A 20922-nucleotide genomic window follows, 5' to 3' on the forward strand; every position below is an offset into this window, starting at 1 on the left:
AAGCGGTTTCCTTTTTTTATGCTTAAAAATTTTATGAGTAAAGATTTTGTAGGGCATAAAATTTTTAACATTATTTAGATATTAAAAAATTTAGACACTAAAAAAGTGGGTCAATTGCCCACTTTTTTAGCTACATGGCTTTTTTAGCCAGCTGATTTTTTAGCTAAGTGGCTTTTTAGCTAAGTGGCTTTATTGTTTAACAGGTGTAGCTGGCATAAACTGGGCTTGGTTGACATCCGTGCCGTTGGCTTGATGCTGCGTTTTTAGTGATTTTGCCACTTCAGGCGGCATGTAATTCTCATCATGCTTTGCTAATACTTCGCTTGCTACAAAGGTATTGCCTTCAAGCGAACCTGTGGCTACCACGCCCGAACCTTCGGCGAATAAATCTGGCAAAATGCCTTTATAAGATACCGGTACGGTGGATTTAAAATCGGTGATTTTAAATTTGACATTGAGTGGGTCCGTGCTATCTCGCTCAACACTACCGCGCACGACCATGCCCCCTGCTCGGATACGAGTATCTTCAGGTGCTTTGCCTTGACTAATGGCTGTGGGGTCAAAATAATAGTCAGTTTGTTGTCCTACCGCATAAATTACAAGAACGACGGCAATGATTGCGCCAAATAAGGTTGCCATCACCCACATTAATTTTTTTTGTCGTACTTTATTCATCGCTTTTTTTCATCTCACTTTTGATGAACCACACCCTATGGGGCTACTTGTCTATTATAACACTGATTAGGGCGATAGATATTATTATCCGCTGCCCTTAGCCGTACGCTGATGACGCTGTTGTTGGCGCGCCTGCTGGGTAGTGATATCTCGGTAGGTGGCTTTACGCTGACTACGACTAAAAAAGACGAGTGCGATAATGCCTAGTAAGGTCAGTAGCCAAGTTGACCATACATAACTACCATGCCCACCCATGGCGATAAACTCGGCAAAATTATGAAAATACGGGCTCATTGGTCACCTCAGGTTTGGATTTAGGTTTAAATAGTGGATTGGTACCATAGGATTGAAGCGATCGCTAGTTAAATGGCGATACTTTACGTCAATAAGCAGGCTTTAACGATAACGCTTTAGCGATATAGCCGTTTGCATTCATCAATCACCCACTGTTTGCTACTTTCACGTTGTAAAATCAAGGTATTGGTACGATAGATTGTCAGTGCAGCCACCAAAAAATAACTACCTAACATCATCAGCAACAACGGCATATACATATCAGGCGGCATTTTTGGACGCTCAGTTACGGTAAATGTCGAGCCTTGGTGTAGGGTGTTCCACCAGTTGACAGAATATTTGATAATCGGCAAATTAACCGCACCGACAATCGATAAAATCGCCGCCGCTTTACCACGACTGGCAGTATGCTCAAATGCGGCAAACAGTGCCATCACGCCTGCGTATAAAAACGCCAAAATCAGCATAGAAGTTAGACGCGCATCCCATACCCAGTATGTGCCCCAGGTAGGTTTTGCCCAAATCGAGCCTGTGAGTAGACTTAACACACAAAGAATAAAGCCAATCGGCGCAATCGCTTGGGCAACCAAATTGGCGGTTTTAATTTTCCACACCAAAAAAATCACTCCCAAAATTGCCATACCCAAATAAATTGACATGGCTAGACTGGCAGTGGGGACATGGATAAAGATAATGCGATAGCTATTGCCTTGTAAATAGTCGGGTGGCGCAAATGCCAAACCCCAGATGGCACCCACCGCCAATAGCAGCGCAGCAATGACAGCTAAGTATCTCACCCAAGGTGCAAAAATACGATAAAACTCTTTGGTGCCAACAGTTTTAAGAAATCCTTGCCAAAGGCGAGAAAAAAAGCCAGTTTTGCCAACGTTTGGGGTAATTTCTGCCATGGAATGCGCCTTGCTTTTTTTTCTAAAATGAATGTAAGCCATCAACAATAAGATATTTGTTCGCTTATTTTACTGGTATTTGGGGATTTTTTCATCTAAAAATCATCAGCTTAACCACGCCAGTTTTAATGAAAATGCAATCACGAAAGGCGTGACGATGACTGCCAAAATACTGCCCGCCAGTAATAGGGCTAAAATCGGATAACCGTTAAGCCCCATGGCAAATTGCCCCACTGCCCCCGTGGCAAAAATCAGCACAGGGAGCTGCATCGGTAACGAAATCAATGGCACCAACACCGCGCCGTTTTTTAGCGATAATGTCAAGCTACTGGCAATCGCTGATAAGCATAGCAAAATCGGACTGCCCACCAAAATCGACGCACTCAGGGCAATGGCTGCTTGGCTGGTCAAGCCAAAAAGCGGCATCGCTAAAAATGCGAGCAGACACACCATCCCCGCACTGGTCAGCCAATGCACGATGAGCCGTACCAGGACCCAAGTGGGAATCGAGGCACGAGCAACAACCAATTGCGCCAGTGTACCGTTATCGAGTGCTGGGCGAAATAAGTTTTCCATACCCATAATCAGTGACAATAACGCTGCAATCCATACCGCAGGCACGCCCAGTTGCTGCAGTAATTTTGGCTCGGTGCCCATCGCCAGGGGAAATAAGGTGATGATAATTAAAAACAACACCAGTGGATATAACCACTGCACTTTGTTTTGCTGTTTGATTTGCCATTCGCGTTGCCACAGGGCAGAAAAATCAATCATTACAGTTGCACCTAAACCATATACAAGGTTAAATCTAATTGCTTGTTGGCGACGGCGACAGTTTGGTGACTGGTCATGAGCACTGCCCCGCCGCGCTGAACGAATGTCTGCATCAAGTATTCAATTTTGGCAATCATATTGACATCAAGCGCGGTCAGCGGTTCATCAAGTAGCCAGCAAGGAAATTGCGCTACATACTCCAGCGCAAACAGCAAGCGTGCCAGACCCACGCGGCGCGTCTGCCCTGCCGAGAGTTGATAGCAGTTGATTTTCTCATAACCTGCTAACCCAACCCAATCGAGTGCTTGCTCAAGGGTGTCTGCGCTTGGTTTGATGCCATACAAGGCTAACAAAAATCGCAAATTTTGCTCAACGGTGAGTTGCAAATGAATGCCCAATTGGTGCGCCACATAAAATGGCTGCACAGGTAATCCTGCCTTGCCCTGCCAGCTGATATCACCGGTCAACACAGGAATCAACCCTGCAAGCTGCATCAAAAATGTGGTTTTGCCGGTGCCATTTTCACCCACCAAATGACAAATATCGCCACGGTTTAGCACCAAATTCACCGCTTCACACAGCGGAAATTCGCCACGTTGTATGGTGACGTTTTGACAGGTTAGCAGCGAACTGGTCGCCGAGATAGGTATAGCAGTGGGTGTTGGATTTGGCATAGCATTGATTAAAATTTGCAAGTCATTAAATAGATAACAGATTAAATTGATAAATCACAGCCCTATACCCATTGTATAGATAATTGGCTAAAGTTGTGTAGAACGCTTATTATATACTAACTTGCGACAGGTCTTTGCTATTATCAATATAAAGTATCCATATAAAGCTTGGTGATAGCGTCAAAGTTTTGCCAACCTGTTTGTTAACTTTTTTGTTTTTTAACTGTTATGCTTTTCGTTTTTCTTTCTATGTTTAGCTATTTCTTCTTGGGTAAGTGAAATCAATGTCCAAAAATCCGAAGCGTTTATGGCAACGCCTAAAACTGTTCTTTACTGCTGAAAAATCAGCGCCGTTCCCTGTAGCCGATAAAACAACTGACCCTAGTCAGTGTGCTGAGACAAACGAGCATACTGATGCTACTAGCTATCAGCCTTTTGCCGAAAATCAAATCAATCTAGCGTTTGATGAACATAGCGATTCACAAGATGAATCGCTTTTAGCCAGTGAGTCGCCCGAGTCAGATGACGAATTAGAGCTACAACCGATTACCCCCGATGACATAGAGCATATCTTAGCCAGTATGGGTTATCAATTTATGTATCACCCTGCCAGCGAACAAGATGAGCAAAGTATTCATCATTATACGATGCAAGTGTCAGATAAAGAGCGGCATTGGGGTTGTATGATTCGTTTTTTTAGTGAGCAGCAATTGATTGCGGTGTACAGTGTTTATCCTACGGCTATTGCTGAAGCCAATCGCCCTGAGATGCTCGCCATGTTGGCTTATCTGAATTATGATTTGATGATTGGCAATTTGGAAATGGATGTAATGGACGGCGAGCTGCGCTTTAAGACGTCGCTTGATTTGGAGGTGACGGGGGTGAGCGAGCTAATTATGAGTTATTTGCTACAGAGTAATTTCTCGTTGTTTTCACGGCTGTATGACACCATTAGCGAGATGATTGAGCAGCCGCACACTACGCATGATTTGCAAGGTGCTGTAGACAAGCTGATTGACTCTCAGCAAGCCCGCAATTTTTTCTTGGCGTCTGATGCCATTCAATAATACGCGTTCGATATAAAAAAAGGCGGTGACATTCATTCATCGCCTTTTTTATGACATAGTAAAAGCTGCTACAACATGGCAGCGACTTCCGCGCCTTCGCGAATGGCACGTTTGGCGTCCAATTCGCCTGCCAATTTTGCCCCACCAATCAAGTGATATTGCGCTGTCAAGTCATCACCCACCGTAGGCATTAAGTGATTAACCGATTCTTGCCCCGCGCAGATAACGATACTATCAACGCGCAATAATTGGCTATGACCGTCTGGGTTAGTAATCCAAATGCCTTCATTGGTAATTTTCTCATAGCCAATGCCGCTCACCTGTTTGACGCCATGCTTGTTAATATGAGCACGGTGCACCCAGCCTGAGGTTTTATTGAGACCTGCCCCCAAGCGACCTTTTTTACGCTGCATCAAATACACTTCACGGGTTGGGGTAATAGGCTCTGGTTTTACCAGTCCACCTTCAGTTTCATAGTGTGGGTTGGTGTCTACACCCCACTCACGTTTCCATGATTCCACGCTTTGCGGATGCGGTTGATAAATCACGTTGCCTTGCGCATCTTTTTCAAACGGTTTCACATGGGTGGAGGTCAAATATTCGCTAACATCAAAGCCAATACCGCCTGCACCGATCACCGCGACTCGCTTACCTGCAACTTTTTGACCCGATAGCAACTCGGCATAGCTCATCACTTGCGGCAAATCCACCCCTTCAAAGTCAAGCGCCCGTGGCACAACGCCTGTGGCAATAATCACATCATCAAACCGACCTGACTCTAGTTCCTCTTTGCTTACTTTATGATTGAGTTTGAGCTCAATGTCTAAACTGTCCACCAAATTGGTAAAATAGCGGATGGTTTCAAAGAACTCTTCTTTACCTGGAATCACTTTGGCATAGTTAAACTGCCCGCCGATTTTATCCTGTGCTTCAAACAAGGTGACCTGATGACCGCGTTTGGCGGCGACGGTCGCTGCTGATAAGCCTGCCATGCCTGCGCCCACTACGGCAATTTTTTTGGCTTTTTTGGCAGGTTTATACACCAGTTCAGTTTCATAACAGGCTTGGGGATTGACCAGACAGGTTGAGCGTTGGTTCTCAAATGTATGGTCTAGACATGCTTGGTTACAGCCAATACAGGTATTAATTAAGTCAGTTTGTCCTAAACTGGCTTTTGCCACCCAGTCTGGGTCTGCCAAGAACGGACGCGCCATTTGTACCAAGTCAGCTTGGTTCTCTGCTAGCAGCTGTTCGGCAGTCTCTGGCATATTGACACGGTTGGCAGCAATCACAGGAATAGTCACGTGGCGTTTGACTTCAGCAATCACATCGGCAAACGCTGCGCGTGGTACCGACGTGACGATGGTCGGGATACGCGCTTCATGCCAGCCAATCCCCGTATTTATTATGGTCACGCCGGCTTTTTCGATGGCTTTGGCGATGGTAATGACTTCATCCATGGTGTTGCCATCGGGCACCAAGTCAATCATCGACAAACGGAAGGTGATAATAAACGCTTCTCCCACCGCCTCGCGTACCGCTTTGATGACTTCAAGGGCAAAACGCATACGGTTTTCTAGACTGCCACCCCATTGGTCGGTGCGCTGATTGACGTGATTGCTTAAAAACTGATTGAGTAAATAGCCTTCTGAACCCATGATTTCGACGCCATCATAGCCCGCCATTTGTGCAAGTTTGGCAGTTTTGGCATAGTCTTTAATGGTCGCCAAAATATTTTTTTCACTCATTTGACGAGGTTTAAAGGGTGAAATAGGCGACTTGATGGCACTGGCTGATACTGCCAATGGATGATAACCATAGCGACCGCTGTGCAGAATTTGCAAGATGATTTTGCAGTCATATTGGTGTACAGCTTTGGTGACTTTACGATGATTGACTACATCGCCTTTGTGATTGAGCGTCCCGCCTGCCGGCACTAACCAACCTTCATGATTGGGCGAGATACCGCCCGTGATCATCATGGCAACTCCCCCTTTGGCGCGCTCGGCAAAATAAGCGGCTAGCTTTGGATAGTTAAAGAACCGATCTTCAAGCCCTGTGTGCATCGAGCCCATCACAATACGATTTTTTAACGTAGTAAATCCTAAATCCAGGGGTTCAAAAATATGCGGATAATGGGTGTTATGAGTAGATATCTGGCTGTTATTTGACATAAATAATCCTTGGCAGTAATTTCCTTTCACTATTTGGTCACATTAAGGAACTAATCTTGTCATTTTGTAAATGAGTTCGTTATCATAATCAATTCGTCAATGTGGTCACTTGATGTAGCTGTATCAACATACCTCAAGCATACATCAAACCAAAAATAGGTCAACCTATTATAAATAGTCATCTTTGAAAGCATAAGGCAAATTTTGTCCCGATGAGTCTACAAAAAAATCATGCTTATTTTTGCGACAATGTTAATATCACGCTAGGATAAAAGTACAACAGGAGGGAAATTACTGTGAAAAGAATGATTGTTAGCACGTCCACGTCTTGTCTAGACGACCTCGGCATTCCAGACAATGTCAAAATGTTGCCGATGAATATCCATATGGGCGGTGCCAATTATCTAGATGGACAAGACCTAAGCCTAGACAGGCTATCGCGTGTTCTACTCGATAACCCTAATATCGACATCAGTACCTCAGCACCCACTGAAAATCAGCTCATTGAATTCTTTTATCAACTCATCAAAGAAGACGTGCAAGAAGTTTTAATCATCTGTTTATCCTCTTCTTTAAGCCAAACCTACAACAACTTGCTCAATATCAGCTCGATGTTTAGTCATCGCATGAAAATTTATATCTATGATTCACGCACGATTTCACATGGCGAAGCGGTTCTTGTACAAGAAGCCTCACGTTTACTCAAACAAGGCACAGAAATCCCTCAAATCATCACCGAAATCAACCGCCTGCGCGATAAAATCCATATCTATTTGGCAGTTGATAACCTTAAAGGTATGATTCGTACCAAGCGTATTTCAGCCCCAGTCGGCTTTTTCGCCAATTTATTTGGTATTAAACCGATTGTAAAAATGGAAGACTCAGGTCAAATGGTCGCCTTTGAAAAGGTGCGCAGTTTTGAAAAATGTATTGAGCGACTCGCCGATGCTGCCATCAACGCCGCCAATGGTAAAAAAGGTACAATGTATGTGATCAGCGGTAATTTAAACCCTCATACCAAGTCACTGCTTAACTATTTATCGTCACGCGGTTATGCTAAAACCGAAGTTCTTCCTGCCGCCAGTGTCTCTATAGCAAATATCGGTGTGTTCACACTTGGCTGCGTATTTGTCGAAGACTAAACCCTGACGGAGTTTTGCTAGCTTATAAAATAACAGGCGGGGCTGTCTGTTTTTGTCATTTTTTATATTTATCAAAAAGCAGATTGATATATAGGATTTGGTCAAGATCCTTGTTATGATAAAGGCGTTTATTTATTAACTACAGGGACGTCGTTATGCCAAACTTCCATACAGGGCTGGAAAAAAATCCTGCCAACTATACTCCGCTTACACCCATTGATTTTATTGAGCGTACTGCTAGCATCTATCCCGATCAAACGGCGATTGTGTATAAAGATTATGAGCACAATGACCTACGGCAAAGTTGGGGCGAAACCTATAATCGCTGCCGCAAAATGTCGGATGCCCTAAAAAAACTGGGCATCGATAAAGACGATACTGTTGCAGTGCTACTGCCCAATACCCCACCTATGGTTGAGGTCGCGTTTGGCGTACCGATGTCTGGTGGTGTGCTATGTACCTTAAATACGCGTTTGGACATCAATGCCTTGGTATTTTGCCTACAGCACAGTGAAGCTAAAGTATTGATTGTCGATACTGAGTTTGAACAGCATATTGCGCTGGTTCAAGAGTCATTTCCTAACTTAATTATCATTCATGCCACCGACCCTGCGGTCACGCCCACTGAACAATTTGGCAACATGACCTATGAAGAATTGATCGCCTCAGGAACCGATTTAGACAACTGGGAAAAACCCACTGATGAATGGGACGCCATCGCGCTCAACTACACATCAGGTACCACAGGTATCCCAAAAGGCGTGGTGTATCACCATCGTGGTGCCACCTTAAATGCCGTCTCTAATATTTTAGATTGGGATATGCCAAAGCACCCTGTGTATTTATGGACGCTCCCCTTGTTTCATTGTAATGGCTGGAGCTTTCCTTGGAGCATTGGCGAGCGTGCGGGTACCAATGTGTGCTTACGCAAAATTGATGCTGATTTGATTTTACGGTTGATTGCCGATGAAAAAGTCACCCATTATAGCGCAGCGCCTATCGTGCACAACATGATTGCCAATGGCAATGAAGCGCTCAAAAAAGCCATCAAACATGAAGTACGTTGTAATGTCGCAGGCGCACCACCGCCTGAGTCTTTGCTCGCCAAAATGGAAGAAATGGGCTTTAAAATCACCCACGTGTACGGTTTGACAGAAGTATATGGTCCCGTCACCCTGTGTGTTGAGCGCCCAGAATGGGATGATTTGACTGTCAGTGAACGCGCGCAAAAAAAATCCCGCCAAGGCATGAACTCACATCTGCTAGCGGGGTTTGATGTATTCAAACAAGGCACCACTACCCCTGTTGCAGCCGATGGTAGCGAAATTGGTGAGATTGCTATCCGCGGCAATATGGTGATGAAAGGCTATTTAAAAAACCGCAAAGCCACCGCAGAAGCCTTTAACGGCGGCTGGTTTAAGACCGGTGACTTGGGCGTCAAATACCCAGATGGTTACATCAAAATTATGGATCGGCTCAAAGACATCATCATCTCGGGCGGCGAGAATATTTCAAGTATCGAAGTAGAAAACGTACTGTATCGTATGCCAGAAGTGGAAAGCTGTGGGGTGGTTGCTGCTCCTCATGACAAATGGGGTGAAGCACCGGTAGCCTTTATTGAAATCCGCGAAGGCTCGACGCTAGATCGGGAAGACATCATTGCCCATTGCCGTAAATATTTGGCAGGTTTCCAAGTGCCCAAACATATTATTTTTGCGCAAATCCCAAAAACCTCGACAGGTAAAGTGCAAAAATTTGAGCTACGTCAAGCGGCGCGTTCACTGGCGCATGAAGAAGCAAAAATCACTCACCATCATCCGCAAAGCTATTTGGCAGCGACAGCCGACTCCAATCCCAGCACTGCCATACCTAGCAACACCCAAACCCTACCCAAAGATTCACCAGAAGATGAGGCACACTAAGGCTCAATATTGGCGACTCGCATTGCATATCCTCACTTTGTTAGTGGGGATTTTTGTTGCAACTTATAGCTTGAAAACACCCAAAAAACACCCATTTATATAGAGATTTTCTCATGTTATTTTTAATTAATTATTAACAATTATAAGCGACAATATATGTCGTATATCAGTGATTTAACCCTATAATTTTTCGTATATTTTGTTATTATAGCCTTATCAATTCACTTCTTTTTTAACTTATCCCTGCTTTTAAATTTTTCCCTTTTTTATTAACCTTTTTTATAACAAGGAGTCCTTATGGACGACAATAAAGCCAAAGCTTTAACTGCCGCTTTATCACAAATTGAAAAACAATTTGGTAAAAATACCATCATGCGCCTAGGTGATGAGTCAGCAAAAATCAACGTGGATGTAGTCTCCACAGGCTCATTGGGTTTGGATATTGCACTGGGCATTGGCGGTTTGCCAAAGGGTCGTATCGTCGAAATTTATGGTCCTGAAAGTTCGGGTAAAACTACTTTGACCTTGCAAGCAATCGCCCAATGTCAAAAGCAAGGCGGTACCTGTGCTTTTATCGATGCTGAGCATGCGCTAGACCCTATTTATGCCAAAAAATTGGGCGTTGATGTCGATGCTTTACTTGTCACGCAGCCTGACAACGGTGAACAAGCGCTTGAAATCGCCGATATGCTAGTGCGCTCAGGTGCGGTGGATATGATTGTAGTTGACTCGGTCGCCGCGCTTACCCCACGTGCAGAGATTGAAGGCGAGATGGGCGACAGCCACATGGGTCTGCAAGCGCGCTTGATGAGCCAAGCGCTACGTAAAATCACCGGTAACGCCAAACGCTCTAACTGTATGGTGATATTCATTAACCAAATTCGTATGAAGATCGGTGTCATGTTTGGCTCGCCAGAAACCACAACGGGTGGTAACGCCCTTAAATTCTATGCGTCGGTTCGCTTGGACATTCGTCGTATTGGTGCAGTTAAAGAGGGTGAAAATATCGTCGGTTCTGAGACCCGTGTTAAAGTCATCAAAAATAAACTGGCGCCGCCGTTTCGCCAAGCAGAATTTGACATCATGTATGGGACAGGTACCAATCATTTAGGTGAAGTGGTTGACTTGGGTGTCGATATTGATGCGGTCAAAAAATCGGGCGCTTGGTACAGCTACAACGACAGTAAAATTGGTCAAGGTAAAGCCAACGCCATTAGATTCTTGGAAGAAAACCCACAAATCGCCCAAGAGATTGAAGCCAAAGTGCGCGCTGCTAAGCTTGGTAATGTCGAACCTGTGCCAGAAGAAGCGCATGACGTTGAACCCCCTGAGTTTGTCGAAGGTATGCAATAACTACTTAGCTAACCAAAACCCTAGTTTTTACTGGGGTTTTTGTTTTTAAACCGTTCAACTTGTTCCCCCGCCTGTTAGCTTTTTTTAGTCACGGTTAAAACTGCTATGCCAGATCCTAAATCCTTGTTAGAAACTATCGAAAATCAGTTAATGACTGATGAACAACGCCAAGCTTACCATGACAAACTTAAAGCCGAGAGCTACATGCGTTGGCTGGCGTTTTATTATCTTGGGCGGCGTGAGCAGTCTAAAAAAGAGCTGCGGGACAAACTACTGGCTAAAGGATGTGAAGCGGCGGCTATCGAAGCGCTTTTGAGCGAATTTGAAGCAGAAGGCTATCAAAGCGATGAGCGTATGACGTCTGCATTGATCAAAGAAGGTATTGGCAAGCAGCATGGCACTCAGCGGATTTTTCAAACGTTAAAAAAACATGGATTAACCACCGTCAATTCGGTCAGTGCGATTAATGCATGGATTGAGACGCACAATGATTTTTTTGAGGATTTATTACTCAATGATATCGAATCAGACACGGCGGATGACGACCCAGATGAGGCCTATGAAGTGGATTGGCTTGCCCAAGCGGTGGCAGCACGGGTACGAAAATACGGTGATGCCATCCCGACAGAGCCTAAAGAAAAAGCCCGTCAACTGCGATTTTTGCAATATCGGGGCTTTGCTGCTGATGTGTGTTTTGATGCCTTAAAGTATGACTTAACTACTCTAGCCAATCGCTAGGATGACGGCTATTTTTTTACCGCCAATTGGTCAAAAATTGCGCCATCTTTAAAAAACTTGCTCATAATCTCATCCCAACTGCCAAAAACTTGATTTGGCTCAAAGGTGGCAATTGCAGGAAATTGGCTTTGGTATTTTGCCAAAGTCGCCGCATCCACAGGGCGCAAATAATTCTTGGCCATAATCTCTTGGGCAGGCGCATCCCACAAACCTTTTAAATAGGCTTTTGCCAATTCAGTGGTACCTTTTTTCTCGGTAACGGCATTCACCACAGCGACAGGGTTGTTAATCTTGACCGAATAACTGGGATAAATAATCTGTAAATTTTTATCGGCAAATTCTTTTTTGGTGATTTGTGCTTCATTCTCTGTGGTAATCAGCACATCGCCAATTTCTCGTTGTAAAAAGCTTGTTGTCGCTGCCCTTGCACCACTGTCATACACTGCCACATTGCTTAAAATTTGCTTCACCAGCGCTTTGGTTTTGGCTTCGTCATTATTGAAGTGGTGCAAGCCATATCCATACGCCCCCAAGAAACCATATCGCGCTGTACCACTGGTTTTTGGATTGGCAATCACGATACTGACACCGGGTTTTGCCAAGTCATCCCAGTCTTTGATTTGCTTGGGGTTGTTGTTGCGAACTAGTAGTACCATGGTGCTAGTATAAGGTACCGCGTTATTGGGAAACGCTTGTTGCCAGTTTTTATCCACCAAGCCTTTTTTCACCAGCAGTTCTATATCTGAGGTTTGGTTCATGGTCACCACATCCGCTTTAAGTCCATTGGCCACGCTCAAGGCTTGTTTACTTGAGCCGCCATGCGACTGCTGGATAGTGACAGCTTGTTTTTGCTGCCCCGTAAAAATCGGGTTGTATTCTTTATACAACTCGCGGGACACGTCGTAAGATACGTTTAGCAAAGATACACCATTGCCGTTAGCGGCTGAAGCGCTGGCTGCACTCTCGTTTTTGGGCGGGGCTTTTTGGCAGGCAGTTAAGCTTGCCACTGCCATCACTGAAATACCCGCTAATGTAAAGATTTTACCTTTAGAGTAAATACGAGTATTGAATGGGTGGTTTTGGGTCGCGTTTGTCATGTTTTCCTCATAAGTTTTCAAAGTGCCAAGCTAAACATCCAATGGCTTAATGATTGAAAATATAGTAAGGATTTTTAATTATACTTTCTTGGAATATTTAATACTTTCATTATTCCTTAGTTGAATAAAAAAGCCCGTAATGTATACGGGCTTTGAAAGTACAATCCTGCTATTAAAATTTTAAAAACGGGTTTTAAATTTTGGCGCAACTGGATTGGCTTGACCGTTAACTGTCGTAGTATTTGCGCCTGCTTGGTTGTTTTGTCCGAATAATGGACCACCGCCACCGCCCATGCCTTTGGTCAACCCTTGCACCGCTTTCATCATTTTGCTGATGCCCGATGGGTCAGATAGCATTTTCATCATTTTTGCCATTTGCTTGTGCTGCTTTAACAGCTGATTGACGTGCTGTACGTCTTTACCCGCGCCTGCCGCGATACGGCGTTTACGGCTTGGGTTGATTTTATCGGGGTTTTTACGTTCAAACGGGGTCATTGAATGAATGAGCGCTTCCATTTCTTTGACCTTTTCTTCTGGTTTGGCATCTGATACCGCTTTTTGGACATCCGCACCGCTCATGCCTGGCATTTTATCCAAAAAGCCCGCCATGCCGCCCAAGTTCTTCATTTGTTGGAATTGGGTTAGCAAATCCTCAAGGTCAAACTCGCCGCCTTTTTGGATTTTTTTCGCCATTTTTTCCGCTTTTTCGCGGTCAATTTTTTGCTCGACTTCTTCGACCAGTGACAACACGTCACCCATGCCCAAGATACGCTGTGCCACACGCTCAGGGTGGAAGGGCTCAAGCGCATCAAGTTTTTCACCACGACCCAAGAATTTGATCGGTTTGCCAGTGATGGCACGTACCGATAACGCCGCACCACCGCGCGCATCGCCGTCAGTCTTGGTCAAAATCACGCCAGTCAAAGGCAGCGCATCATTAAAGGCTTTTGCAGTATTTGCCGCATCTTGACCGGTCATTGAGTCAACGACAAACAAGGTTTCTGACGGAGTGACCGCTGCGGTTAAGGCTTTGATTTCGTCCATCATGGCTTCGTCAATATGCAGACGACCTGCGGTATCGATAATCAAAATATCTTGAAACTGTACTTTGGCTTGTTCGATGGCACGTTTGGCGATATCAATTGGGTTTTGGTCAGCACTCGATGGCACAAAATTGGCTTTAACTTGCTCAGCAACTTGCTCAAGCTGCTTGATTGCCGCGGGGCGATAGACGTCCGCAGAGACTAGCATGACTTTTTTCTTATGGCGCTCTTGCAGATATTTGGCAAGTTTACCGGCTGTGGTGGTTTTGCCCGCCCCTTGCAATCCCGCTAGTAGATAGACAACAGGTGGTTTGCCTGTCATTTCAAGTGATTGGTTAGCACTACCCATCATCTCGGTCAGCTCGTCATAGACGATTTTAACAAAGGCTTGACCTGGGGCGAGTTCTTTAAGGACTTCTTGACCTAGGGCTTTGTCTTTTACCCGTGACACAAAATCGCGCGTCACTGGCAAGGCGACATCAGCTTCTAGTAGTGCCATACGCACTTCACGCAAGGTGTCTTTGATGTTGTCTTCAGTTAGCTGCCCTGTACCAGAGATACTACGTAAACTCGTCGACAGGCGTTCGGTTAAGGTTTCAAACATATAATTTCTCTAATCTATTGCTATCAATTTTATAATCTGACTATTTTATGCTAAATTAGCTAAAACTGCTAATATAATACCGATAAAATCGCGATTTGTTGCATGGCTCATGCTAGTATAACCATCGCATTTTGCACGTATTTGATGATTTTTGATGAGGCTAGGGTGTTTGTAATCTTTGTACTTGCGTTAGTCTGTTATGGCTTAACTACCATTTATTTGATGTGGGCAGTTACGCAACAAAAGCCCATCCATAAAGGCATGGTGCTTGGGCAATTGCTGATTGGGTTATTGGGTCATGCGGTGGTGTTATATCCTGATATCATTACCCAAGGCGGTCTAAACTTTAATATTTTTAATGTCGTGTCGTTGACGACATTGTTTATGCTGTTATTTTATTGGGGATTTTGTCTTTATCGCCAAATTTTGCCGCTTGGGATTTTGGCAACGCCGTTGGCATTCTTGGGCATGATGATTGGTTTTTTTGGCGATGCACCCTATCACCCGCTATCAACCATCAGTCCTATCTTACAAGCCCATATCATCGTGTCTTTGGCTGCCTATTCGGTACTATTTATGGCAGCGATTGCCGCGATTATGCTGCGGCTACAAATCAGCGAACTCAAACGTCAAACCTTTCACCGTGTCTGGGTCGATAAACTACCCTCACTACAAAGTATGGAAGCGTTGCTGTTTGATATGATTACTGTGGGTTTTACGCTATTGTCGATTTCGCTGTTGTTGGGCTTTATTGATACGACCAATTTACTGGCGCAGCATTTGGTACACAAGACTGTGTTTAGTCTGTTGTCTTGGTTGGTGTTTGGGGTGCTATTGGTTGGACATTGGCGCTTTGGCTGGCGAGGTCAACGCGCCGCCAATATGACGCTATATGGTGTGATTTTGCTTGGCTTGGCGTTTATCGGGACGAAGTTTGTGTTGGAGCTGATTTTAAATAAATAAAAACCCCAATTTTATCACTAAAACTGGGGTAAACTGCTGCTAAACCAAGTAGCCGCTAAACTAAGTAATAAGTAAGCTACTAAACTAACTATTAACTAATTAGCCAATTTTGATTGTACATAGCTGATAGCACTTTGCACCGTGGTCAATTGTGCGCTGTCTTCATCAGGAATGGTAATACCAAATTCGTTTTCAAAAGACATCACCAATTCAACAAGATCAAGTGAATCTGCACCGAGGTCATCCATGAATGAAGATTCATTTTTGATGTCTTCTGCATTCACGCCTAATTGCTCAGCTACTGCGGCTTTTACTTTTTGTTCGATTTCGTTACTCATGCTTCTCTCCTTGCATTGGGGTATATGATATATCGAGTAAACTACATATTAGAGCATATTATCATGCTCATTGCCTATTTCAAAATAAAATAATGCAACCTGTTACTATTTCAAAAACTATATTTTAAGTTCAAAAACTGCATTCTAAGGCCCGTTAGGTTGGTGTTTGGCAGGCTAATCCATTTACATGTACATTCCGCCATTGACGTCAAGCACGGTGCCGGTAATATAACCCGCTTCTTCACTTGCCAAGAAATTTACCGCAGCGGCGATGTCTTCAGGTTTGCCCAGTCTGGCTAGCGAAACGGCATTAAGCATGGATTGAATCAATGCTTCATCAAGCTCGCTAGTCATGTCAGTGTCGATAAAGCCTGGTGCCACGCAGTTGACGGTGATTTGGCGTGACCCAATCTCCCGAGCCAGTGAGCGGGTAAACCCTTCAATGCCTGCTTTGCTTGCCGTATAGTTGGTTTGTCCGGCATTGCCCATCGCTGCGACTACGGAGGTAATATTAATAATACGACCTTGCCGCGCTTTCATCATGCCTTTTATGGCGCGTTTACTGGTACGAAATACCGAGGTCAAATTCACGTCGAGCACGCGCTCCCAGGCATTGTCGTCCATACGCATGAGCAGACCATCTTGGGTAATACCGGCATTGTTGACTAGTACCTGTACATTGCCAAATTCTTTTTCAATGCTATCAAATAACTGGTTGATTTGCTCGGCATCTTGCACATTGAGCACACGACCCGCGCCACCCAATTCCTGTAGGTAATCATTGACTGCCGCTGCGCCTTTTTCACTGGTAGCAGTGCCGATGACAAGATAGCCTTCATTTGCCAGACGTTTGGCAATTGCTTGACCAATCCCACGGCTAGCGCCCGTCACTAATGCAATACGTTGAGTCATATACTTCCTTGGTTTTTTTATTGGGCTGATAATTGTTGTTTTATATTGTCTAGTTTGGCAACTGTATCGGTCGCTAGTGTGTTAATTTTCTGCGCTTGGCGTTTGGCTAGTCCTGTCAGCACGCTACCGCTACCACATTCGATTTGTAAGCTGATTTGTTCGTCTGCTAAATTATTCTCAATAGTCGACCATAGCACAGGCATATTGAGCTGCTCAATCAAGGCTTGTTTGATTGCGGTGACATCGGTTTCTACCCGTGCATGGCGATTTTGTATCACAGGAATGCTGGGTGGGTTAAATGTCACGTTTTCCAATTCTGCGGCAAGCTTATCGGTGGCAGGCGTCATCAGCTGGCAATGTGACGGTACACTAACTTTTAGCGGCATGCTTTTTTTACCGAGTGAAGCGATTTTCTCTGACGCTAAATCCACGCCTGCCACATTACCTGCAATCACCACTTGCCCTGGCGCGTTAAAATTGGCTGGACTGACTACTGCCTGCGTATGTTCCGCTACCACAGCATCACATACTTGTTGCACATCTTCATCAGGCAGACCTAAAATCGCTGCCATTTTACCTGTTTGTGATTGCATGGCGGCGCTCATATACTGACCGCGTTGATGCACCAGCTTTACAGCATCTGCCAAACTCAATACCCCAGCGGCACACAGCGCACTGTATTCACCCAGTGAATGCCCGGCAACATATGCCGGCTGTAAATCAAGCTCATCGCGCAGCACCCGCCAAATCGCCATACTAGCGGTCAATAGTGCAGGTTGGGTATACGTGGTATCATCCAAAGACGCGGCACCTGATGCCCCTTGGCATATCGCCCACAAGTCAAATCCAAGCGCCTTTGAGGCTTCATCAAACGTTGCTTTGACAGTAGGATACTGGGCTGCCCAATCGTGTAGCATGCCCACACTCTGCGAGCCTTGTCCTGGAAAAATCACAGCATATTTTATAGAGTCTACATCGTGTTGTGATGAAGTGGCTGGTTGATTTGCGCTGGTTTGGCTTTGCATTGGGTTATCCATAATTTCCTAACTTACTATATTGTAATGCTTATCTTGTACTGCTTAGGTTGTATTGCGTCTACTAGACCGCTAAAAAACACGGTTAAAAAAATTTGCTGGGGCGATTTTTTGGTCGATTACTTTACCAAAAGTTATCAGCAAAATCAAAATGGCGTCAGTAGCTTGGATTGATGTTATAGGCTTATCAAACTTGGCTGGCAATAATATAACTTACTATCCAGCCAGCAGGCAAAAGTAAGCCAGCAAATTTATGTGTACAATTGTACTCTGATTATTATGGCATATTGAAAAAAAAATTCTAGTTTTTTCTTTCGGGTATTTTTACATAAAAAACAAATAAAAAAAGGCTGATGAATTATCATCAGCCTTTTTGGTGCTTTGCCAATGCATACTAAGCTATGTCAAAGTACTGCATTTTGGGTTAATTATTCAGCAACGGCTGCTACTTTGAATAATTGACGACCACGGTAAAAACCGTCTTTGGTCGCATGGTGACGGATGTGTTTTTCACCGGTAGTTGCATCTACAGCAACAGCATTGATTGTGATGCGGTCGTGTGAACGACGCATATCACGGCGTGAACGGCTTTTACGGTTTTGTTGAACAGCCATGAGGTTAGCTCCTGTGCTTCTCGCTATTAAAACATCGTTCCCTTAACCTCATTACATCATCATGCAAACAACTTGACATCGATATTTGGCATGGATATAAGGCAAACTATTGGAACAGACAATCAGATAAATTTATAAACGCCATATTATACGTAAAAAAACCCATTTAGCAAAGCCTTAACCGACATTTAGTGGCAAGTTTTTGTTACTACGTGTATGACGGCGTATCTAATGGCGGGGTTGTTATTAACTTTTTAGGCTTGCCAGTACCGCAAACGGATTTTCTTTTTCCGCCACTGCCTCTGGCAACTCGCCCACCTCAGTGACTGCCATTTCGCAGTCATCATGCTTGGGCGCTAATGGCAAATCCACCAATAACTCATCTTCAATCATTGGTAATAGCCACAGTTTATTGTCATCCGTTAGCTCATCAATCAGGATGATTTCTGTGCCTTCATCAAGCAATGCGACATGATTTTCATCTTCAAGTAGCGCAAGCTCACTATCAACAGCCAGACTCACTGCGACGGGATCTAGGCAGCGCTGGCAGGTTTGCCAAAGCACGCCCGTGGTGTTTAATTGCCAAAATACCACGTCCCCTTTTTTCCGAATATCTAGTATCACATCCAGTGGCTGATCGTTGTCATGATGTTCATCACCCAAGGCATAGATACGTAGCAAATCCTTGAGACTCACCTTGCCTTCCCAGTGATAATGGTTATCGTTGTTATGCTCCCAACGTGCCAAATCAATAAACTTGACCAAGCTGGCACTCGCGCCTATCTCACTGGTGGTGTTATTGCCGGTTTTGGATGAGGCAGTTGTTGGTACATCTTGCGATGATTGTGCTGGTACGTTTGATGAAGAATTTAGCGTCATTTCACCGCTCCTTTTAATTATGTTGCGTTGTAGTATAAAGCATACTGACGTCTATTGCATGGTAGCATGTTGTAGGCGTGATTTCCTAGTCGATGCAGGCTGTTAAATTGTATAATAGCAATTTTTATCAACCCTACTTTTGCTATGTCCACACACCTATCGCCAATATCTGCACAAATATCACCACGAGCCCTTGCTATTTTTCCCTTTATGACGCTGCCTTTTGTCAGTCAATTCGCGGTGGTGCCTGTATTAACCAATGATATGGACACAACGGTGATTGACCAACAAAGGGCGCAGTTAGCAATAAAGGTTAATTTTTTGCCCGCACTCGCCAATGTATCAAAGACAAAAAATTGCCCTTTGACTGACTATCAATGGGTATCGGTGGAAGCATTGCAAGTGCAATGGCTGATGGTTTGGTTCAAACGGTGGTTTTGCCATCGCGATACGATTTTGGTCAAAGGCGAGCATGAGCCTGAATATTTTGCCGCGACCGATACCGAGCCTGCCAAAATTGTTTTTGCGCATGGATTTTTTGCCAGTGCCTTGCATGAAATTAGCCACTGGTGTATGGCAGGTCAAAAACGCCGATTGCTCAATGACTTTGGCTACTGGTATGCGCCCGACGGACGTAATGAGCAGCAGCAGCAACAATTTGAACAAGTAGAAATCCTGCCGCAAGCGATTGAATGTTTATTGACGCTGGCTTGCAACAAACCCTTTAGCGTGTCTAAAGATAATTTGTTTGCTGATTTTGATACCAGTCAGAGCACTTTTGAAGCCGATGTACAAGCCCAAGCGGTGAAGTTTTGGCAAACGGGGCAAAAACTGTCAACCGATGCCAAAGTGTTGCTAAGCCAGTTAATCAAACTGCGCCCGCTACCATTGACCCCGTTTGATATCTCTCACAATTTTATCAAAGTTAATTTTTATCAAAGTTAATTAGGCCAATAAAAAAGGCAGTCATTGAACACTGCCTTTTTTTATTGCGCATGAAAACTATTGGGGATAACAAATTAATCTTCTTTATATTTTTCATGACAGGATTTACAGCTAGCGCCCAAATCGCCAAATTGGGTTTTGATGTCATCGACACTGGTTGCAGTCGCAGCGGCGGCATTAAGAGCACTGGCAGCGGTTTTAAATTTATCAATTTGTTGCTGGAACCCTGCAGGATCTCGCCAAATTTCATCTTTTGCTTCACCGCCTTTGGCTGTCTCTGGATAATGCACCCAAGGATTTTGGTTAAGTTTCTCGGCGGCGGCTTTGACTTGCGCGGCATCAAATTTGCTTGGATCTTTGATCATGGCACCAATGATTTGGTTGGTTTTTTTCCACTCTTTCATGATTCTTTCACGCGCTTTTTTGTGGTCTTCTGGCGTCATGTTGGGGTCAACTGCCGTGGTCGAGGTTGTCGTGGTACTTACCGTAGCGGTTGCCGTTGCACCATTGGCGCTAGCGGTAACTGTGGTAGCAGGCGCTGAAGCAGTAGTTGTGGTTGTGGTTTCTGTTTTTTTATTACAGCCTACCAGCGCCATCGCAACGATTAATGGGGTGGCAAATTTTAATGCAGTCGACATCGTCCTTTCCTTCCGTGTTTTTTTATATGAATTAAATAATGAATGTTATTATCAGCGTGTGGATTAATCATCTCTAAGGATTTTAACAAGTATTGGCAAAAAAATTATTATGATTTGGTAACTAAGCCTAACCA

20 protein-coding genes and 1 pseudogene are annotated in these 20922 nt (G+C 44.4%); 7 read left to right on the forward strand and 14 right to left on the reverse strand.

All coding sequences use genetic code 11. The features are described 5' to 3' along the window. Positions 1 to 189: 189 nt before the first annotated feature. The 5 genes from ccmE to ccmA all read right to left on the reverse strand — a co-directional run bounded on the left by ccmE (position 190) and on the right by ccmA (position 3325). On the reverse strand, positions 190 to 675 hold the full coding sequence (gene ccmE, locus LAJ61_RS03695) for a cytochrome c maturation protein CcmE (protein ID WP_040404183.1): 486 nt from the start codon (positions 673 to 675) through the stop codon (positions 190 to 192). An 84-nt stretch (positions 676 to 759) separates the two neighbouring features. Next, on the reverse strand, positions 760 to 969 hold the full coding sequence (gene ccmD / locus LAJ61_RS03700) for a heme exporter protein CcmD (protein ID WP_160001080.1): 210 nt from the start codon (positions 967 to 969) through the stop codon (positions 760 to 762). Between the two features lie 116 nt (positions 970 to 1085). Beyond that, positions 1086 to 1877, reverse strand: a complete 792-nt coding sequence (gene ccmC, locus LAJ61_RS03705; protein ID WP_224054514.1) for a heme ABC transporter permease CcmC — start codon at positions 1875 to 1877, stop codon at positions 1086 to 1088. A gap of 105 nt (positions 1878 to 1982) precedes the next feature. Then, on the reverse strand, positions 1983 to 2651 hold the full coding sequence (locus LAJ61_RS03710) for a heme exporter protein CcmB (protein ID WP_007117161.1): 669 nt from the start codon (positions 2649 to 2651) through the stop codon (positions 1983 to 1985). A gap of 11 nt (positions 2652 to 2662) precedes the next feature. Then, positions 2663 to 3325, reverse strand: a complete 663-nt coding sequence (ccmA, locus tag LAJ61_RS03715) for a heme ABC exporter ATP-binding protein CcmA (protein ID WP_224054515.1) — start codon at positions 3323 to 3325, stop codon at positions 2663 to 2665. A 284-nt stretch (positions 3326 to 3609) separates the two neighbouring features. Here ccmA and LAJ61_RS03720 point away from each other — a divergent pair, with 284 nt between their 5' ends. Then, positions 3610 to 4392 (forward strand): YbjN domain-containing protein, encoded by a 783-nt coding sequence (locus tag LAJ61_RS03720; protein ID WP_224054516.1) that lies wholly within the window; start codon positions 3610 to 3612, stop codon positions 4390 to 4392. Between the two features lie 68 nt (positions 4393 to 4460). On the opposite strand, the gene LAJ61_RS03725 is transcribed toward LAJ61_RS03720, so the two are convergent. Further along, positions 4461 to 6566 carry an NADPH-dependent 2,4-dienoyl-CoA reductase gene (locus LAJ61_RS03725; protein ID WP_224054517.1) on the reverse strand — a complete coding sequence of 702 codons (2106 nt, stop codon included), beginning with the start codon at positions 6564 to 6566 and terminating at the stop codon, positions 4461 to 4463. Positions 6567 to 6871: 305 nt separating this feature from the next. Between LAJ61_RS03725 and LAJ61_RS03730 the strand changes: the two genes are divergently transcribed. The 4 genes and pseudogenes from LAJ61_RS03730 (at position 6872) to LAJ61_RS03745 (ending at position 11721) form a co-directional block, all read left to right on the forward strand. Continuing rightward, a complete protein-coding gene (locus tag LAJ61_RS03730; RefSeq protein WP_224054796.1) occupies positions 6872 to 7708 on the forward strand; it encodes a DegV family protein in 837 nt (278 codons plus the stop codon). Positions 7709 to 7863: 155 nt separating this feature from the next. Continuing rightward, positions 7864 to 9495: pseudogene (locus tag LAJ61_RS03735) on the forward strand (acyl-CoA synthetase); the annotation flags it as partial. 432 nt (positions 9496 to 9927) lie between these two features. Next, positions 9928 to 10983: a recombinase RecA gene (recA, locus tag LAJ61_RS03740; RefSeq protein ID WP_224054519.1), complete on the forward strand. Its 1056-nt coding sequence runs from the start codon at positions 9928 to 9930 to the stop codon at positions 10981 to 10983. A gap of 105 nt (positions 10984 to 11088) precedes the next feature. Then, on the forward strand, positions 11089 to 11721 hold the full coding sequence (locus LAJ61_RS03745) for a regulatory protein RecX (protein ID WP_224054520.1): 633 nt from the start codon (positions 11089 to 11091) through the stop codon (positions 11719 to 11721). Between the two features lie 8 nt (positions 11722 to 11729). Here the strand turns inward: LAJ61_RS03745 and LAJ61_RS03750 are convergent, their stop codons facing one another. Both LAJ61_RS03750 and ffh read right to left on the reverse strand, forming a co-directional pair. Further along, positions 11730 to 12818 carry a sulfate ABC transporter substrate-binding protein gene (locus LAJ61_RS03750; RefSeq protein ID WP_224054521.1) on the reverse strand — a complete coding sequence of 363 codons (1089 nt, stop codon included), beginning with the start codon at positions 12816 to 12818 and terminating at the stop codon, positions 11730 to 11732. A 180-nt stretch (positions 12819 to 12998) separates the two neighbouring features. After that, positions 12999 to 14465: a signal recognition particle protein gene (gene ffh / locus LAJ61_RS03755; RefSeq protein WP_065253465.1), complete on the reverse strand. Its 1467-nt coding sequence runs from the start codon at positions 14463 to 14465 to the stop codon at positions 12999 to 13001. Between the two features lie 165 nt (positions 14466 to 14630). Here ffh and LAJ61_RS03760 point away from each other — a divergent pair, with 165 nt between their 5' ends. Beyond that, the gene (locus LAJ61_RS03760) at positions 14631 to 15428 is read left to right on the forward strand and encodes a cytochrome C assembly family protein (protein WP_224054522.1); all 798 of its coding nucleotides are present in this window, start codon (positions 14631 to 14633) and stop codon (positions 15426 to 15428) included. A gap of 95 nt (positions 15429 to 15523) precedes the next feature. On the opposite strand, the gene acpP is transcribed toward LAJ61_RS03760, so the two are convergent. The 5 genes from acpP to LAJ61_RS03785 all read right to left on the reverse strand — a co-directional run bounded on the left by acpP (position 15524) and on the right by LAJ61_RS03785 (position 19205). After that, entirely contained in the window at positions 15524 to 15766 is a 243-nt protein-coding gene (acpP, locus tag LAJ61_RS03765) for an acyl carrier protein (RefSeq protein ID WP_007115622.1), read from the reverse strand. 183 nt (positions 15767 to 15949) lie between these two features. After that, the gene (gene fabG, locus LAJ61_RS03770) at positions 15950 to 16678 is read right to left on the reverse strand and encodes a 3-oxoacyl-ACP reductase FabG (protein WP_224054523.1); all 729 of its coding nucleotides are present in this window, start codon (positions 16676 to 16678) and stop codon (positions 15950 to 15952) included. A 17-nt stretch (positions 16679 to 16695) separates the two neighbouring features. Further along, positions 16696 to 17715 carry an ACP S-malonyltransferase gene (fabD, locus tag LAJ61_RS03775; RefSeq protein ID WP_224054524.1) on the reverse strand — a complete coding sequence of 340 codons (1020 nt, stop codon included), beginning with the start codon at positions 17713 to 17715 and terminating at the stop codon, positions 16696 to 16698. Positions 17716 to 18140: 425 nt separating this feature from the next. Further along, complete coding sequence (gene rpmF, locus LAJ61_RS03780) at positions 18141 to 18326, reverse strand: 50S ribosomal protein L32 (RefSeq protein WP_007115626.1); 186 nt, start codon at positions 18324 to 18326, stop codon at positions 18141 to 18143. A 246-nt stretch (positions 18327 to 18572) separates the two neighbouring features. Next, positions 18573 to 19205, reverse strand: coding sequence for a YceD family protein (locus LAJ61_RS03785; protein ID WP_224054525.1), 633 nt, complete (start codon positions 19203 to 19205; stop codon positions 18573 to 18575). A gap of 210 nt (positions 19206 to 19415) precedes the next feature. Here LAJ61_RS03785 and LAJ61_RS03790 point away from each other — a divergent pair, with 210 nt between their 5' ends. Then, positions 19416 to 20150, forward strand: a complete 735-nt coding sequence (locus LAJ61_RS03790) for an elongation factor P hydroxylase (RefSeq protein ID WP_224054526.1) — start codon at positions 19416 to 19418, stop codon at positions 20148 to 20150. 74 nt (positions 20151 to 20224) lie between these two features. Here LAJ61_RS03790 and LAJ61_RS03795 read toward each other — a convergent pair whose 3' ends face one another. Continuing rightward, complete coding sequence (locus tag LAJ61_RS03795) at positions 20225 to 20788, reverse strand: c-type cytochrome (RefSeq protein ID WP_160001067.1); 564 nt, start codon at positions 20786 to 20788, stop codon at positions 20225 to 20227. Positions 20789 to 20922 lie beyond the last annotated feature (134 nt).

Origin of the sequence: Faucicola osloensis, from assembly GCF_020041925.1 — a bacterium.
GTDB lineage: Bacteria > Pseudomonadota > Gammaproteobacteria > Pseudomonadales > Moraxellaceae > Faucicola > Faucicola osloensis_D.